The following is a 17131-nucleotide window of genomic DNA, read 5'->3' on the forward strand; positions in this document are numbered from 1 at the left end:
CAAGAGAAATTATTTGCACAATTTCAATTGAGCGATCTCGTTCCCGAGCAGAACTTTTATAGACGCTTAAAAGGGGTATTGGATTTAGACTTTCTATACCCAATGACCAAGGGCTATTATGGAGAAAGCGGACAAAAGAGCATAGATCCTGTAGTTTTCTTTAAACTCTGTCCGGTTGGCTATTTAGAGAATATTATAAGTGATAGACACTTAATAAACCACTGTGGTTTACGTCTAGATATCTTATACTTTTTAGGTTATGATATAGATGAATAACTGCCCTGTCACTCTACGATAAGCCGAACCCGACAATTGTATCCAGAAATTGTTTTTGAAGAGGTTTTTACAAGATTACTAGGTATGTGTGTAGACAAAGGTATGGTCAGCGGTCATACCCAAGCCATAGACTCGGCACCAGTAAAAGCCAATGCTTCTATGGACACTTTAGAACTAAAAGTCCCTAAAGAAGATTTAGAATCTCATCTGCACCGAATTCGTCATATTAGTGCTATGGATAAAGAATCAGCTAGCATAAGGAAATCAAAACATAATAAAGCCCCAAAACCCAACAAGCAATAAGTGCCAGATCAAGTGAGTTGCAGGCCATAAAAAGTAGAAACAAAAAATGGTGTAAAGACCAAGACCAACGCTCAGGAGCTGGTAACAAAGGTTCAAAGTACACCTCGAATAAAACCCATTACAGTCCCACTGATCCGGATGCCCGGATCAATGTCAAACCGGGCAAGGCAAGAAAGCTTAATTATATGGGTCAGTTAAGTGTAGACACCGGGCATCATGTGGTTACAGATATCAAGGCGTACCATGCAGATGGAAAAGACAGTCAGTATTTACCCGGTATCTGTAACCGCTCAGAAAGACGTTTGCACAAACAAGGCTTATTATGGCATACTTGTATAATACGGGCTATAGTAGTGGGGAGAACTATGCTTTTTTAGAAGCAAAGGGTCTATGCAGTTATATTCCGCTCCATGGGACTTACAAAGGCGGGCCAGATGGGTTTAAGTACCACAAAGCGGACGATTGTTATACCTGCCCCCAAGGAAAAGTAATACCCTTTAAAAAGGTATTTTTCGAGAAAAAGAATCATACCAAAAAGAAGGAATACAGAGCATTAAAGCCTGTTTGTGTAGACTGCCCAATACGATCGGCATGTTTAGGTAAATCGGCACAAGAAAAGAAATTTACCGTCACCTTTTATCGAGAAGGGTATGAGCGTAATAATGCCCGGGTAAACAGCCCGAGAGGCAGCTACATGAAAGGCAAAGGCCAAAGTACCGTAGAACCTGTATTAGGAACGCTAACTCAGTTTTTAGGACTTCGAAAAATAAATACCATAGGCATTGACCAAGCTAATAAAGTAATGCACTTATCAGCCATAGCTTATAACCTGAAAAAGTATTTAAAATTCACTGCTAAAACTGTAAAAAGTGATACCAAAGCAGTGTGTTATGTTATTTTAAACATAAAAACCTTAATAACACTTCAAATAAGACTTTTAACAAGCTCCTGAATTTGAAAACAAACAAGAGCTTCTAAATTTTAGTGCCTTGTGCAACGATTACCGTTGTTGTGGTGCGTTATTTTTTGCCATCATTTATAAAATCAATCGGAATATCAAATTGAGTTTCTGTTTGATTTGTTTCTTTTTCGTTAACGATATTTAATAGTCTATTAATTAATGGTAGAGCAAATTTTGGATATTTATGACCATATCCAATGTGTGTTTTAGTTTTGTTGTCATCAAATATCTGAATTTTAATTAAAGAGCCGTGTGATGAACATCCTTTGCTGTCAATATTAAAATGAAAAAAACCACTTTTTCTCAAGTCCGAGTTCAATTCATTAAATTGATTTTCAGACAATGTGTCTTCGTAAAAAAAATCTTTTGAAATATATTCTTTTCTTGGTTTGCCTTCTTCAAATGGTTTCACTTTTTTAAATGCTTTAAAAGTTCCGTCACTATTTATTTCAAGATATTCATAATGCTCTTGAAACCAGCCATTGCTTTTACTTGATATTCTGATTTTTGACCAACTTATTTCCTCAAAAAGAATTTTAGAATTATACAATTTGATTGTTTGAAAGTAACTTGGCGTGTAGCTACTATCGGAAATGATTTTCTTTGTTTCGTTGTGCGGTCTGTTTTTTAACCAAGCAGATACTGCAATTGCCGAACGGTTAATTGGATTAAGAATTAAGCTGTCAGAAGTGAACTTATTAATTTTATACCATGAATTGGTTGTTACAAAGTCTGTACAAGGTATCCAAACAGGTTTTCCGTTTTCGTCTAATGATGAACATTCATTTTTTGGATAAACGTGTTTAATTTTTAATGTATCGTTTGATATCGTGTAACCATTAAAAAAATCAAAAATATCACTTCCAATTTTCCCTTCAATTTCCGTAATAAATGTTTCTTGATTATTAAATAACCAAGAGCCTTCTATTTCTTGACATTTTAGGTTGGAAGAATTAATTAATATTATTAAAACTAAGATTTTAAATTTATTCATGATTTTTCTTTAATGCACCACAACTCCTTATATATACACTAAAAAGTGCGTTTATCCCTTAAATAAAGTCGGATATATACACCTTAATTATCTTTAGTTTAAAATCGAGAGTATTCAAATGTAAGAAAAACATTCTATCTGGAGCGGGGGAAATAGAAATACTGTGATTTTTTAGTCAACCATTAATTTACAAGTAATCTACTGATTTGATAATAAGATTAATCATTGTTAGGTGTTTTTTAGATTTAGGAAAAGAATCACGGTTGCAAATCCGCGATATCGGGGTAAAAACAGAGACATCCTACACCATTGGTGTAGTAGAATAAATAATAACAGATAACAAAGCTCATAATAAAGTAGATCAACCTGCATCACAAAACAACGTGAGTGAATTAATTAGAATCTATTTAGTATCACATTTTTATAACAAGTGGACAGGGTATTAACTTATAATCATACAGATGCTGGTGACGGTCAGGAATCGATCACAAATAGGATGCTGAGCAAGTTATATCAAAAAGAAAAATAAATAAAATAGTAACTTTGAAACCCCGACAGCTATCGGGATTGGCTAATGCTTTTCATAGGACACGGTGTTGTGGGTGGTTTTTATTCGGTCAACTATTTCCGCTGTCACTTTACTAAAATTTGAATTCACTTCACTTTTAAATTTACCATTAGCATTATTTCCTTCAATATTGTTTGCTCCCCATTTGTAAATTTCAATAACAATCGGAATTATTTCAATACCTTTTTCTGTTAACGAATATAAATATGAGGATTTATTATACACATCTATTTCTTTTTTTAGAATATCGTTATTTAGCAATCGCTTTAATCGGTCAGCAAGAATATTTGTAGAAATCTTTTCGATGGTTACTAATTCATTAAAGTGCCTGTTGTCAAAGAAAATAAAATCTCTTAATATGAGTAATGTCCATTTGTCTCCAAAAATGTCAAGAGATAAGCTAATTGGACAGTCCGACCTTCTTTCAATCCTTTTCATATACAAATATAAAAAAAAGAACTTGTAAAATAAAAGCTCTTTTGTATATTTGTACTTGTAATATGCAAGTGCTATTGTATGTTTTAAAATTAAATTATGAATAGAGTAGTTATAACAGGCATGGGGGCACTAACACCTATTGGGAATTCTGTAGATGAGTTTTGGAAAAATGCTGTTGCAGGAAAAAGTGGAGCGTCAATAATTACAAAATTCGATTCCACCAATTTCAAAACTAATATTGCGTGTGAATTGAAGGGTTTTGAACCTAAAAAACATCTAAATCATTCAGAAATTAAACGTAGCGACCTTTTTACACAGTATGCTCTTTACGCAACTTCAGAGGCGCTTGTTGACAGTGGATTAAATTTAGAAATTATTTCTCCTTTTGATGTTGGAGTAATATGGGGAACAGGTCAAGGAGGAATGAAAACTTTTGAAGATGAAGTGAAGTATTATGCTAAAAACAAAGAAAACCCAAAATTTAATCCATTTTTTGTTCCGAAATTAATAGCAAATATGGCATCAGGAATGATTTCCATTAAGTTTGGTCTAATGGGTATTAATTATACTACGGTTTCTGCTTGTGCTACTTCAAACTCCGCAATAATGGATGCTTTCAATTATATTCGGTTAAATAAAGCCAAGGTAATTGTAACTGGAGGTTCTGAATCACCAATTACAGAGGCTTCTATTGGAGGTTTCACATCTATGAAAGCAATGTCCATTCAAAACACCTCTCCCAAAACGGCATCTAAACCATTTGATATAAATAGAGATGGATTTGTAATGGGAGAAGGAGCAGGTACCTTGATTTTAGAAGAATATGAACACGCAAAAAAAAGAGGTGCTAAAATATATGCTGAAATTGTGGGAGCAGCTATGACTGCAGATGCTTATCATATTTCTGCAACACACCCAGAAGGAATCGGTGCAACTAAAGCAATGGAATTGGCATTAAAAGAAGCTAAATTGAATCCTGAAAATGTGAATTATTTAAACGCACACGCTACCTCAACACCAGTAGGGGATTTAAGTGAAATAAAATCAATTAGAAATGTTTTTGGTGACAAGCCTTTGAATCTAAAAATAAGTTCGACCAAATCAATGACGGGTCATTTATTAGGTGGTGCTGGAGCAATTGAAGCTATTCTGTCTATAAAATCTATTGAAAAAGGAATAATTCCACCAACAATAAACACAGAGACTATTGATACGGAAATTCCTGGTTCAATACCCATTGTTCTAAAAGAAGCGATTGATTTTGATGTTAAATGTGCTCTTAGTAATACTTTTGGGTTTGGAGGGCACAATGCAATTGCTATTTTCAAGAAAATGAATTAAGTCGTTTTTTAATGTGTGTTTTACAACGGTTCGTGTGAAGGATAGTTGCGTGGTTAAGCAATCAACATAGCAAAAATGGAACGAACCAGAGGAAAATCTGAAGGATTTTCCGAGTAGGCCAGAACCAAGCAATTATTTTCACTTTGTTAGCCACTGTGTTTTTTATTGAGTTGTAAATTCTTTTATATGTTCACGAATATATTTAATTCGTAAATAACTAACGCTTTCTATGTTTTCCAATTCGTAAAATTCATCATCAAGATTGTTCAATGGGTTGTCTTTATAAGATTCACTGAAACTTTCCATAGTTCCATCATCAAATTCAGCAAGTCGCACTTTGTTTTCTGCATAAATTTTATTGGCACGAGAAGTTAAATTCGCATATTTTTCCGCTCCGATTGTTTTAAATCCGATTTCCGCCATATTTGCATACTGTCCACTCGAATTAAAATAAAATTGATTATATCCACCATTATTTACCTCTCCTTCTAAAATCCAAGTAGACCAAAACGCCTGTTGTCCTTTAGATAATTTTTGAATATTAGTTAATTCATTTTTATAGTCATTTCCAATTATTTCATAGATATTATCAAATAATGTTTGTTCAAGATTATCATCAGAAATAGAGTCGATAATTTCCGATGTCAGAATTTTATATATTTTACGATTATTCCATTCTTCAAAAGATTTATCCATTTGAATTTCTTCTTTTGATTTATTAGTGTCTCCCATTAACTTCCAGAAAACAAAGAAAATTATAAAAACTATTATTAGTAAAACAATATATAATGTCATAGGTTTTTGCATTGTGGCTAACTCCTTATATACACACTAAAAAAGTGCGTTTATCCCTTAAATAAAGTGAGATATATACACCTTAATTATCTTTAGTTTAAAATCCATAATATTCAAATCTAAGAAAAATATTCTATCGAGAGCCGGGGAGAAATATAAATACTGTGATTTTTTTAGTCAACCATTAATTTACAAGTAATCATACTGATTAGGTGATAAGATTAATTATCATTTGGTGTTTTTTAGATTTAAGAAAAGAATCACGGATTTAAGGTGCAAATCCGCGATATCTGGCAACAAGGTCGCTATATGAAATCCAAGCGGCAAAGTGCAGTAGAACCTGCCTTTGGAACGCTTACCCAGTATATGGGCTTAGGAAAATAAACACTATCGGAATCAAACAAGCCAACAAAGTGATGCATCTCTCTGCTATGGACTATAACCTCAAGAAATATCTAAAATTCATCTCTAAAACAGTAAAAAGTGATACCAAAGCAGTCTGCCATGTTATTTTAAACATAAAAGTCTTAATCACACTTCATATAAGACTTTTAACAAACCTTTAAATTTGAAAACAAACAAGCACTTCCAAAAAATAAAGCTCCTTGAAAAAGAAGCTTTTGAGTTAATTTCTGTGTTTTTTAGTGCCTTGTGCAACGATTACCATTGTTGTGTGTAGTTTTATATTTTATACTTTTTTATGATTTTAGCAAATTTTTCAGATTTAATATAACTTCTTATTTACTTGTATAACATCCATAAACCCTAATTCTACTAGAGACTTTAAATCTGCTCTCGCAGTAAAACTTGAAATATTAAATCTAGCTTCTACTTCTTTAGTATTCAGAACTCTATCACTGTCATCATTTAGTAATTTTAGTAGCTGTGCAGTTCTTTCATTGATTTGAGGTATTTTCATAAATGTCTTGCCAACGGGTTTGTATAAGATTTGTGCGATTGATAGTTCGTAACATATTCGCTCCACAAATTGCAATTATTTTTTGAATGTTTAAAACTACTAAAATTTGAGCATAAATTTTATACGTCTTTGTTGCCAGTAGTGTTTTCTATTCCCGTTATTCTGTTTCTAATTCTTTTTCAAATATTCAGTTAGTGCTTCTAAATACAGTTTGTTAAATGCAGTTCCAGAAAAAGGATTCTGACTGGTTACTAAATTTCTGTCTTTTACAGCATAGTTTGCCTTTGGTAACTTACTCCTATATTTTAGCCCCAATTTTTTTAATCTTTTGGCTATTTTTCTGTTTTTGGGCTTCCCTTTCATAATGAAACGCTCAATAACAAACTCCTCAAATGGCGAAACTGAATTAACTTTAAAACCAATGTATGGATTTTCTTCTTTTGGTATTGTTAATATAAGACTTGGTGCGTGGCAAATAAGACCTGTTGGTTTATTTTCCTTTGCAAAGTACTTTAATAGAATAGGTATGTTAATATCATCTTTCAAATCTATCATTAAGCCTTGTCCCCCAGGAATTATTAAACCTATATAATCAGATTTGTTTTTAATAGCCTTTTCAAGTGTTTTTGGACTATTAAATAAACTATCCGTTTTAGTAAATGTTAAAGCTTCATTTTTCACTTCCAAGTTATTTTTCCAATACTTGTCATTTATACTTTCTTCATCTATTGTTGCAACAATTCCATTTGGTGTGGCAAAATCTACAGTATAGCCAGCTTCTGTTACAGATTTATAAGCAAGATAAAACTCATTCAAAAAAACACCTGTTTGCCGTAGTTTTTCTCCGTTGTTTAATTGTAAGGTATCTGATGCACTCATTACGAATAGTATTTTGTTGTTTTGTGCAGAAACTACGTTGGCTAGAAGCACTAATACTATTATTAAAGTCCTAATTTTCATTTTATGATGTTTTTAAATTGTAACGCCTTTCATTATTCTATCGGCAATTTTTGGACTAATTCTGTTTATGATTCTCAATAGTTTTACTTTGTGAATATTTACTTCATATCTATTGTTTTCATAAGCTTTTATAAATTCATCTACTAATCTTTGAGGTGAAATTTTTCCTTTACCTCTTCCTTTCGTCATTTCAGTATCTACTAAAGGTGGTATTATTTCAAATACTTTTATTTTATCTAATTGGTATCGTAATGATTTTGAGAAAATGTGAATTGCTGCTTTTGTTCCGCAGTAGACAGCTGATTTGGCTTTGGGAACAATGGCTAAACCTGAAGAAACATTAACAATAGCTGAATTAGAATTATTTTGTAGTACAGGAATCAATGAACTAATAAGTTTTATAGGTGAAGTCAGATTCGTACTTATTTCATTTTCAATTTTTTGTATGGCATAAGTTTCGTCCAACAAAGTTTGGTTATACTGTATACCAGCGTTGTTTATCAAGACATTTATGTCTTTGTGTTCTTGTTTTATAAAATCTACAAGTCGGTCTAATTCCGATTGTGAAGAAATATCACATTTAAAAGAAGTAATTCGCTTGTCAAATCTTGCAAGTTCTTCTAGTTTAATTTCGTTTCTGCCAATAGCTATTATTTGATTGTCCAGTTGGCAAAACCGCTCTGCCAATTCTCTGCCAATTCCTGAAGTAGCACCTGTAATAAGAATTTTGTTATTGTTCAATTTCATACTCGTGATATTTAAAGCAAAATTCACGAGAATAAAACCTAGAAGCATTTACATATGTAAAGACTTTACTTTTTAGCTCTTATTCGACTTAATTGAGTTGGTGTAATACCTAAATATGAAGCAATGTGGTATTGGTTAATTAGGTTTTCTAAATTTGGATGTTCTTTTTTGAAAATTTCGTAGCGTTCTGTTGCTTCAAGCGTTACGAGTTCTATTTCTCGTTTTTCTTTTATTACAAACTTGTATTCGGCAAATATTCTAGAAAGCCTTTCAATTTTTGGGTAATCATTATAAAGCGAAGTGATTTTGTCAAAATTTGCAACTAGAATTTTACAATCCGTTAAACATTGAATATTTATTAAATTTTTCTGTTTTGTTGTTATTGAGGAATAAGCTGCAATAAAGTTTGAAGGTGTAAAGAAAGTTTTATTGTATTCAGTTCCCGACTTATTGCGAAAGAATGCACGCATTACACCTTCTGACATAAATGCTAATTTTGCTGAAAATTCTCCTTCTTTAGCAAAGTACTCGTCTTTTTTTAATTCCATTTCCGAAAATAAGGACGTAAATATCTCCATTTCATTTTCTGTAAAATGGATAAATTTATTCAAATATATTTTCAGTTCATTCATTTTTGGTTAGGGTGTTCTTTTTTGTGACTAACGTTAAGTATATGGTTTGTTGCGTGTTTTAAGTACCTAATTTAGCAAATACAAATCGAATAGAAAATCCGCAAGGATTTTCGTAAGTAGGCTAGAACTTAATGACATTAGGCTAGAACTAGCAATAAATTATACGGTGTTAGACAACGTTTTTTTATTTATAAATTATTTTTTCCAATTCGTTTTTTTGTCCGTTATAAATTTCGAAAAAGTCAGTTGGTTTATTTGCTATTAATTTTACTCTTTCTTCGTTGTCGTGATTCAGTCGGTATATTTTTCCTTTTTTGTCTACCGCAACGTAATTTCCGTCTTCCATATCCAAAATCGTATAGAACAATTTTTCGTCCAATTCAATTTCGAATGCATAATCCAATTCCAATAGTTTAAGTTGTTCTTTTGTTAGAGTTTTTAAAGCTTTTTCAGCAATTTTTTGGTCAGGATTTTCCATTTTCAGATGTTCAAGTTTAATTGCACTTTTCTGAATTTGGTTTAAGTCAAATGTTTTGTGGAAATACTCTGGATTTTCAATCTCAATTTGGGTCAGCACATCGTGTAGATATTTTAACCTGACGGGTTCGTAAATTCCTGTCTTATGATTCAAAACTGAAATTCCAGTTATATAAAAGAAAGTTTTATGATTCCGCTTAACTTCTTCATAGCCTTTTTCACTGCAACTTCTTAAAATGGAAATTGCACTTGGGTTTTTTACAAAGCTAAATCCGTAAAATTTTGAAATTTCGATTGCCTTCGTTAATTCAGGCATTTCAGCACGCAACAATTCGGCAATTTTAAGCTCAAATTGTTCAATGTGTTTCTGCTTTATTTTTCGATTGAAAATGTTCATTTTAAATGTTGCCTAACGGCAGTCTGTCTCAAAACAGTCCTTTATTATTGTTTTAAAAATATACAATTTTGTTTTCTCGAAGCAGAATCTTTTGCATAATTCCGTATATGTCATCGGAATTCAGGATTTTAATTTTTTCTTCTTCTGTCAGTTTTATGTCCATGAATGTAAAAGTAGGATTTTTTGGGATATGAAAATTTGGAGATTTTACTTCTTTTCTAATTTTTGTAATCTTTTTTGTATTTCAAGAAGTTTATCATTTAGTGATTCTAATTCCTTAATTTTCTTTTCTTGCTGAATAGTATATAAAGTCAACTCCTCAATTTTTTTAAGAAGGGTCATATCCATTTTGGCCTGCATCACACCATTTTGTTCAAATTCTTTTGCGGATGGGATTTCAGGGAGATGACTATTTTTTTTAATGAAATTTTCAACATCTTTTAAGCTTCTTAAATTATAACCTTCTTTAAAAACATAATCAGGAGCAGGAACATTAAGGTCAATTTTAACTTCTTCTGCATGGATATTTCCCTTTACTGTAAGTTTCATATCGGGATTAGAAGTTCCTATCCCGACATATCCGTTTGAACCTATTACAAGTCTATCAACATCATTGTTATCTCCAGTAAAGTTTTTAAAAATGTGAAACTTAGTAGTATTATTTCCTGTTTCAGATACTTTAAAACCTACAAAATCTCCTCCAGCATTTCCTAGAGGATCCCATAAGATTCTTGAATTCCCTGTTAAATTAGCATTGCCTTTGAATTGGGTATCTCCAACAGCATTAATTGCCAAAAGGCTAACATCATTACTATCTCCAGTAAAATTCCTATAAATATGGAGTTTGGTAGTATTGTTTCCTGTTTCAGATACTTTAAAGCCTATAAAATCTCCTCCAGCATTCCCTAAGGGGTCCCATTGGAATTTTGAATTTCCTGTTAAATTAGCGTCACCCATAAATTGAGTGTTTCCAGAGGCATTAATTGTTATGAGGTCAATATCATCAGTGTTATTCGTGAAATTCCTATAAATATGTAGTTTGGTAGTATTGTTTCCTGTCTCAGTAGCTTTAAACCCCACTAAATCTCCACTAGCGGATCCTTTTGGGTCAAGTTCAATTTTGCTTTCTTGTGCTTTTATTCCAAAACTAATTCCAATTAAAGCGATTATTAACATTGTTTTCTTCATAATTATTATTTCTTATTATAGTTCTTTTTGTTTTTTCCAGCTTGTGGCTAACGTGTTTGTATGAGCAGTAGCGGATTTTTATGCACTTACTGTTCAGTTTAGCACAAAGTTAGTTAAAAGCGGACACTTTCATTTTAGCACTTAAACGGCTATTGCTTATAGGACACATTGTTACCTGTTGGCTTTATTCCTTTAGTTGTTTCAATCTGTCAATCGCATTTTGATTTTTTGGATTCAACTCCAAAGACTTTTTGTAATTAAAAACGGCGTTTTGGTAGTCCTTATTATAAAAATACGCTTCGGCTAAACTGTCATACAGATTTGCTGATTTTGGATAAAGATGCAAAGCCAACAAAAAAACATTTACTCCTTGAACTTTCATTTCAGGGTCAAAAGATAATCGCAATCCTAAAGTGTTCAACATTCCTTCTTGAAGCTCAAGATTTGGATGATTGCTAATTGTTTTCTTATATAATGGGATTAAATCTTGATAATCCTGTTTGAATGCCAAATCATTGAAATCTTTATATGTAAAGTCCTTTTCGATAGCTTTTTTCGTTTGTTTAAAAATCAAAATATCAGAAAACCCGTTTGCAATAGGCTTATTTTCTATGAAATCAATTGCTTTTTTCTCATTTTTGAGTGTTGCATTTAAAAACTGCAAAGTATGTTGACAAAGCAAATTGTAGGAAGCCATTATTTTATCATCACTTTTATCTTGCCTTTTATCTCTGTTAGCGAATAAGACACCGAAAGAACTAAAATAAGAATGCGATAGGTCGTGAAATCTATATCTGTAAATGTTGCTATATTTCAAAGAATCGTATAATTGAAATTTGTAGTTCAACTCTTCAGGGATTTTGTCTGTAGTTAGAACTTCCTTTGGAATTTCTTTTTGAGCGAAATGGATATAAGGAATGGAAAGCTTATCTAAATTGAAATAGGGTGATTTTTCCAAAACAGGATAATTGTATCTTTCGGTGCCATCCAAACTAACAATTACATTTATAGTCTTGTTTTTCATGACAGTAATAGCATTTGACAATCCACCAAAACTAAATCCCATTAATGCCACTTTTTCAAAATCAATATTCTCGTAGCTGTGAATTTCTTTTAGAAGAAACTCAACATCTCTCGATTGCGTTTCCATATCTTTTGTAGTACCGCCTTCCAACCAACGTGTATCTGTTCCTCTTGAAGGACTTGATATCACTACAAAACCGTTACTGGCTAAATACTCGAATAATGCAAAGTTTTCAATTGACGAGGCTTGATAACTTGGTGCATAAACTACTACTGGAAATTTTCCGTCTAATAATGTTGGATTAGAAAAAGCATTTCCCTTTTCAGAAAGATGCGCCTTATTTTCTGATGTGTTCCATAAATAAGGAAACCAATCCAACAGAAAGTAATTCGGTAAATTTTTCCATTCTTCCTCTTCTTTTAAAACCTCTAAATAGTTTAAGACTGTTAATTGCTCAGAATTACTATCTTCTATTTTTGCGGGATACCAAATACTTATTGGAATGGGTCTCTTAATAAGTCGATTGTTAAACTCATTATGAATTTGATAGGTTCTTGTGCTATCATTGACTGTATAATGTTTAAAACCTACTTCATATTTTCCGGCTTTAAGCCCGATTTCTTTTAAGGATGTCTGTCCTTTCATAGAACAGACTTGAAGAAGTATTATGGTTACTAAAATTATTTTTCTCATAATTGTGTATTTATTCTTTTTTTAGGAAATTAATTTCACTAAAGTCAACATCAAGTAGGCTTTCTTGGTCAAAGGATATTCCTAATATTTTTCTGTCTGAATTGAAATTAAATGTTAAATATCCATCAGGCACTCTTATGTCGTACCAATCAATTTTGAATGTATCAAAATGCCAATGTTCTAACTTTCCTCTAAATATAGAAGAGCGTGAAAAAGAAATCTCTAGTTCTTTTTCGTTCAACGGTTCTATATTAATGTCTCCATACATTTTATCTGTGTATACTCCCGTATAACCATTTAAGCCAAGCGAAGGCGACGTGTTATTGACTCTTGTTTTGATTTTAGGTTCTCTATTTACCCTTCTATCTCTATACCCTTTAACAGTCTCATAAAAGTCAAGGGATTTATCCTCAAATATCTGTTCAAGTAATTTAGCTTTTAGCAAAAAGGAAGCTGGCTCTTTTGAAATATTGGTTAATATGATTACACCTATGTTTAGATTTTTTATCATAAAAAGCTTTGCAGCCATTCCATCAATGACACCATTATGTTCAATTAGTTTATCATTATTTCTCGGTGTAACCCACCAACCAAAACCGTAGGAAGAGAATTCATTACCAAAAGGTGAGCCTTCAATAGGATAGATTATTTGGGGTTTGATAATTTCTGCGAGGGTCGATTTGCTTATTATAGTATCTTGTTTAAAAACCCCATCATTAAGCAACATTTTCATATACTTGTTCATATCATTTGCTGACGAGTATATAAAACCAGCAGGTGCAAGATTATCTCCTTTTTCTTGAGCAACTAGCATTTTCTTGTAATCTTCATTCCAAACGTGCGGAAACGCCAAATTTTTATTACTTTCTCTGACCGAAGAAATTGAGGTGCTATTTCTCATCTCAAGTTTATCGAATATCCTATTTTTTAGAAAATCATCCCAACTTGTTCTTGCAACCATGCTTACTATTTCTCCCGCAACGAGATACATCACATTTTGATACGCTGGTTTTTCCCGAAAACCTGATACTGGTTCTAAATATTTTAATTTTTTGATAATATCTTTTCTCGACAAATCTGAATGATACCAAAGTGTTCCTCCACTAATTTCTTTAAGCCCGCTCCTATGAGTAAGTAAATCTCTAATAGTAAAATTTTCCGAAACGTAGGAATCATACAACTCAAAATAAGGTAGATAGTCTTTTACCTTATCATCCCAGTCTATTTTTCCTTCATCTACCAGTATTCCAAGAGTTAAAGCCGTAAAAGATTTTGAAATTGAGCCTATGCCAAAGATGGTGTTTTCATCAATAGGTAAGTTTTCATTGACTTTTCTCGTGCCAAATCCTTTTGAGTAAATAACAGAATCGTTTCTTACGATACCAATTGAAAGACCAGTTACTTCAAAATCTTTCATTAGTTGGTTAATGAAAGGCTCAATTGCCTCAAGTTGTATCTTTTGAGGATAGGCATTAATCGTAATGCCGAAAAGAAATATCAAATATAAAAACTTATTCATAACAAAGAATACTCAAAATATTGCTACAAAATAAAATCTTTTCAGAGTAAAAAAATTGTATAAATGGAAACCGAACTATATGGATAACCATACTACGTCTTCACTTGAATCTATACTTTTGAAAAACAAACTTGGATTGATATTGGTGAGCGATTTGAACTCCTTTATAAAATGGGATTGGTCGTAAAAAAGACTTTTATAGGAAAGTTCTGTTAAGTTGTTTACCTTCTGAAAATCTAATAATGCATTTCTAAACTTGTGAACTTTACGATATTCAGAAGGCGTTTTACCGACAGTATTAAAAAAGATTCTATTTAGATATTGTCTTGATATTTGGTGCTTTTTTGAAATGTCAGCAATACTATGATCGCTCTCCAAATCCGCAATGATGTTTTCTATTCTATCCGTTTCAATATTTTTAAGTTTGGATAGCCAATAATTCTCAAGGTGCTCTATTTGTTCATCTCTATTCTCTATATCAATGATGGATTGCATTTTCGTATTCAAATCATCGAATGGTTGAAAATCCATACAAAAACCACTAATAAAGTAATCTGAAAGGTTTGTAATAAAATAATTGAGTCCAAGAGGCTTAAACTTAATTGTTATTTCATTGGTAGGTTCTTGAAACGTGACTTTAAAAGGTTTGGTATATCGTAATACTAAGTCGGTTACAACTTTTTCCTTCTCAGAAGGTGTTACTAAAATTTGTCCTTCTTCAATTTTTACATCTGAGTTTTGAGTGGTACTAACAAAGCATAAATTATAAGGAAAAGTTATATAATGTAAAGGCAATTTTGATTTCCCTTTTGCCATAAAATAATAACCATCAATATACCTTCTCAAGGTTTCATTTTTTGGCTTGTAATGTTGGACGTTCATTTTTTTTTAGCTTCTGATTAACGTAAGATTATTGTGTTCAAAATCAACAATTTAAAATTAGTTGTTTTTTATCTCATTTTTCTCATCTTCGTTAGCCATAGTACTAAAGACTCTTTTGGAGTCTATGAGGGATTGCAGGTAACGGTTGCGTATAAGAATAGTGCGGTTTTGAGTCCGAGGATTTTCCGTAGGAAAATCGGAGTGACCAAATACGCACTAGTCTTTGATTAAGCATAAAACTAAGCATTATTTTTATAGATTGTTGGCAATAGTATTTATTTAATTTTCCACAGTTCACTGTTTTTCAAAGTATAAGTTCCTGTAAACCAATTTATTGTTATTAAGTCGACTTTTACATTTTTGCATTCTGAACAATTAGCTATTTTTTCATTAAATTCAGTCGGAATGATATTGTTTTTCGATGACTTGAAAGATAATAAGCTTTTCCCATTTTCATCAATTCCAGAGATTCTAAATCCGAGAATTTTATAATTAATATTCTTCCTTTTTAGAAAATTAGATTTTAGTCGTATTGAATCTAACTGATTTATATTGAATAATTCAATTTCAACGTCAGAACGCTTTTCAAATTCCGCTGTTATTTTTTCTCTTTCTTCAAGACTCTGGGAAAAGCCAGAAAAATGAACAAAAGTAAAGACTATCAAAATAGAAACTTTCATTGTTTTCATATTGTTTCCAACTCCTTATATACACACTAAAAAGTGCGTTTATCCCTTAAATAAAGTCGGATATATACACCTTAATTATCTTTAGTTTAAAACCCAGAGTATTCAAATCTAAGAAAAATATTCTATCGGGAGCGGGGGAGAAATAGAAATACTGTGATTTTTTTAGTCAACCATTAATTTACAAGTAATCATACTGATTTGGTGATAAGATTAATTATCGTTTGGTTAGGAAAAGAATCACGGATTACAAATCCGCGATATCGGGTTTATTTCCACCATATAATTTTTTCTTTCTTTCTACTTTCTTCAATGTCTTGTTTATCGAAAGTCATAAAGCCCTCTGATTGTCTAGTTTTATCAGATTCAAAATCTTTAGGAACTCCAATAAATGAACCCTGGTGTGCTAAAACATAAGTTCTCCACCCATTGTCAATATATTTTGAGTTAAAAATATAAAACTCATTGTCGTAATGCTTAAACAAATCATTTCGTTTGGTTGGTGGAATTTGAATCCCCCAGCTACAATATTTTGGAGTGTCTTTTTTATAATCTTTCCATTCGCCTATAAATTCAGAAACACCTTCTTGTCCGTACCAATCACTATTTACAACAAATCCAGTTGATGTTTTGTCATACATGGTTCTAAAGTCACCAAGGAATTGTCCTACGTGTGATTGCGTCTCATTTTCATTTAGTTCATAGTTTCCACTTAAAAATCCAAATGAATAATCAGGGTCTTCACAATCTAAATTCTTTTCGTCAAGTTTCATTGATTTTTGAATCAGAATTTTGCCTGTGAAATCACAAATATTTGAATTGACTTTCGATTTTCCAATCACGGAATAAGTCTTATCGTTTACCTTTGAAACTGAAATAAACCGAATTTCTATTCTCTGATTATTTTTTCCAATTGTTCCTTGAAAAGTCTCACCAATCCAAATACCACTAAAATCATTTCGTAGCATATCTTTGCTTTCAATATAGCAATCTTGACCACTAACGTGAACAGTCAAAAAAATCAGTGTTATTACTTGTAATATTCCTCTCATATTTATACTATCTCATTATTTCTTGGTATCGCTCATTCCATGCCCGCCAACGTCAGTCTGTCTCAAAACTAATTTTACTTCTCTGAGAATCTCATATTTGAGATTTTTCAAAGATACCTATCCGAATACCAAAACCAAAATAAGAGGTTTTGAGACAGTCTGACGGTCTCGGCTATGAGTAGTTGCGTGTGTTAGCACTTAACTTTGCAAGTACACACCAAACTGAAAATCTGCGAGGGTTTTCAGAAGTAGGCGAGAACAAGCAATTACTTATAGCAT

Annotated in this window: 15 protein-coding genes and 2 pseudogenes; 3 read left to right on the top strand and 14 right to left on the bottom strand. The window is 32.0% G+C overall.

Translation table 11 applies throughout. From position 1 onward, the window contains the following. Positions 1-1462 (top strand): annotated as a pseudogene (locus tag Q4Q35_RS22490) (IS1182 family transposase); the annotation flags it as partial. Positions 1463-1598: 136 nt separating this feature from the next. Here the strand turns inward: Q4Q35_RS22490 and Q4Q35_RS07340 are convergent. Both Q4Q35_RS07340 and Q4Q35_RS07345 read right to left on the bottom strand, forming a co-directional pair. Continuing rightward, positions 1599-2534, bottom strand: coding sequence for a hypothetical protein (locus Q4Q35_RS07340; protein WP_303277312.1), 936 nt, complete (start codon positions 2532-2534; stop codon positions 1599-1601). Positions 2535-3105: 571 nt separating this feature from the next. Beyond that, positions 3106-3540, bottom strand: coding sequence for a winged helix-turn-helix transcriptional regulator (locus tag Q4Q35_RS07345; RefSeq protein WP_303277313.1), 435 nt, complete (start codon positions 3538-3540; stop codon positions 3106-3108). A gap of 96 nt (positions 3541-3636) precedes the next feature. On the opposite strand from Q4Q35_RS07345, the gene fabF reads away from it, so the two are divergent. Then, positions 3637-4881, top strand: a complete 1245-nt coding sequence (gene fabF, locus Q4Q35_RS07350; RefSeq protein ID WP_303277314.1) for a beta-ketoacyl-ACP synthase II — start codon at positions 3637-3639, stop codon at positions 4879-4881. 162 nt (positions 4882-5043) lie between these two features. On the opposite strand, the gene Q4Q35_RS07355 is transcribed toward fabF, so the two are convergent. Beyond that, positions 5044-5676 carry a DMP19 family protein gene (locus Q4Q35_RS07355; RefSeq protein WP_303277315.1) on the bottom strand — a complete coding sequence of 211 codons (633 nt, stop codon included), beginning with the start codon at positions 5674-5676 and terminating at the stop codon, positions 5044-5046. 294 nt (positions 5677-5970) lie between these two features. On the opposite strand from Q4Q35_RS07355, the pseudogene Q4Q35_RS22495 reads away from it, so the two are divergent. Beyond that, positions 5971-6173 (top strand): annotated as a pseudogene (locus Q4Q35_RS22495) (transposase); the annotation flags it as partial. Between the two features lie 227 nt (positions 6174-6400). Here Q4Q35_RS22495 and Q4Q35_RS07360 read toward each other — a convergent pair. The 11 genes from Q4Q35_RS07360 to Q4Q35_RS07410 all read right to left on the bottom strand — a co-directional run bounded on the left by Q4Q35_RS07360 (position 6401) and on the right by Q4Q35_RS07410 (position 16852). Then, on the bottom strand, positions 6401-6661 hold the full coding sequence (locus Q4Q35_RS07360) for a DeoR family transcriptional regulator (protein ID WP_303277316.1): 261 nt from the start codon (positions 6659-6661) through the stop codon (positions 6401-6403). Positions 6662-6763: 102 nt separating this feature from the next. Next, positions 6764-7555 carry a DJ-1/PfpI family protein gene (locus Q4Q35_RS07365; RefSeq protein WP_303277317.1) on the bottom strand — a complete coding sequence of 264 codons (792 nt, stop codon included), beginning with the start codon at positions 7553-7555 and terminating at the stop codon, positions 6764-6766. 12 nt (positions 7556-7567) lie between these two features. Continuing rightward, entirely contained in the window at positions 7568-8302 is a 735-nt protein-coding gene (locus Q4Q35_RS07370; protein ID WP_303277318.1) for an SDR family oxidoreductase, read from the bottom strand. A gap of 65 nt (positions 8303-8367) precedes the next feature. Continuing rightward, entirely contained in the window at positions 8368-8934 is a 567-nt protein-coding gene (locus Q4Q35_RS07375) for a Crp/Fnr family transcriptional regulator (protein ID WP_303277319.1), read from the bottom strand. 184 nt (positions 8935-9118) lie between these two features. Then, positions 9119-9808: a hypothetical protein gene (locus Q4Q35_RS07380; protein ID WP_303277320.1), complete on the bottom strand. Its 690-nt coding sequence runs from the start codon at positions 9806-9808 to the stop codon at positions 9119-9121. Positions 9809-10015: 207 nt separating this feature from the next. Continuing rightward, positions 10016-10996: a tail fiber protein gene (locus tag Q4Q35_RS07385; RefSeq protein ID WP_303277321.1), complete on the bottom strand. Its 981-nt coding sequence runs from the start codon at positions 10994-10996 to the stop codon at positions 10016-10018. 184 nt (positions 10997-11180) lie between these two features. Further along, positions 11181-12713, bottom strand: a complete 1533-nt coding sequence (locus tag Q4Q35_RS07390; RefSeq protein WP_303277322.1) for a prolyl oligopeptidase family serine peptidase — start codon at positions 12711-12713, stop codon at positions 11181-11183. Positions 12714-12723: 10 nt separating this feature from the next. Continuing rightward, positions 12724-14232, bottom strand: coding sequence for a serine hydrolase (locus tag Q4Q35_RS07395; protein WP_303277323.1), 1509 nt, complete (start codon positions 14230-14232; stop codon positions 12724-12726). A 75-nt stretch (positions 14233-14307) separates the two neighbouring features. Continuing rightward, positions 14308-15114, bottom strand: a complete 807-nt coding sequence (locus tag Q4Q35_RS07400) for a helix-turn-helix domain-containing protein (RefSeq protein WP_303277324.1) — start codon at positions 15112-15114, stop codon at positions 14308-14310. Between the two features lie 275 nt (positions 15115-15389). Further along, positions 15390-15803 (bottom strand): hypothetical protein, encoded by a 414-nt coding sequence (locus Q4Q35_RS07405; RefSeq protein WP_303277325.1) that lies wholly within the window; start codon positions 15801-15803, stop codon positions 15390-15392. A gap of 266 nt (positions 15804-16069) precedes the next feature. Continuing rightward, positions 16070-16852, bottom strand: a complete 783-nt coding sequence (locus Q4Q35_RS07410) for a hypothetical protein (protein ID WP_303277326.1) — start codon at positions 16850-16852, stop codon at positions 16070-16072. Between the last annotated feature and the right edge of the window lie 279 nt (positions 16853-17131).

The sequence above is a fragment of the Flavivirga aquimarina genome, from assembly GCF_030540835.1.
In the GTDB taxonomy this organism is placed as follows: Bacteria; Bacteroidota; Bacteroidia; order Flavobacteriales; family Flavobacteriaceae; genus Flavivirga; species Flavivirga aquimarina.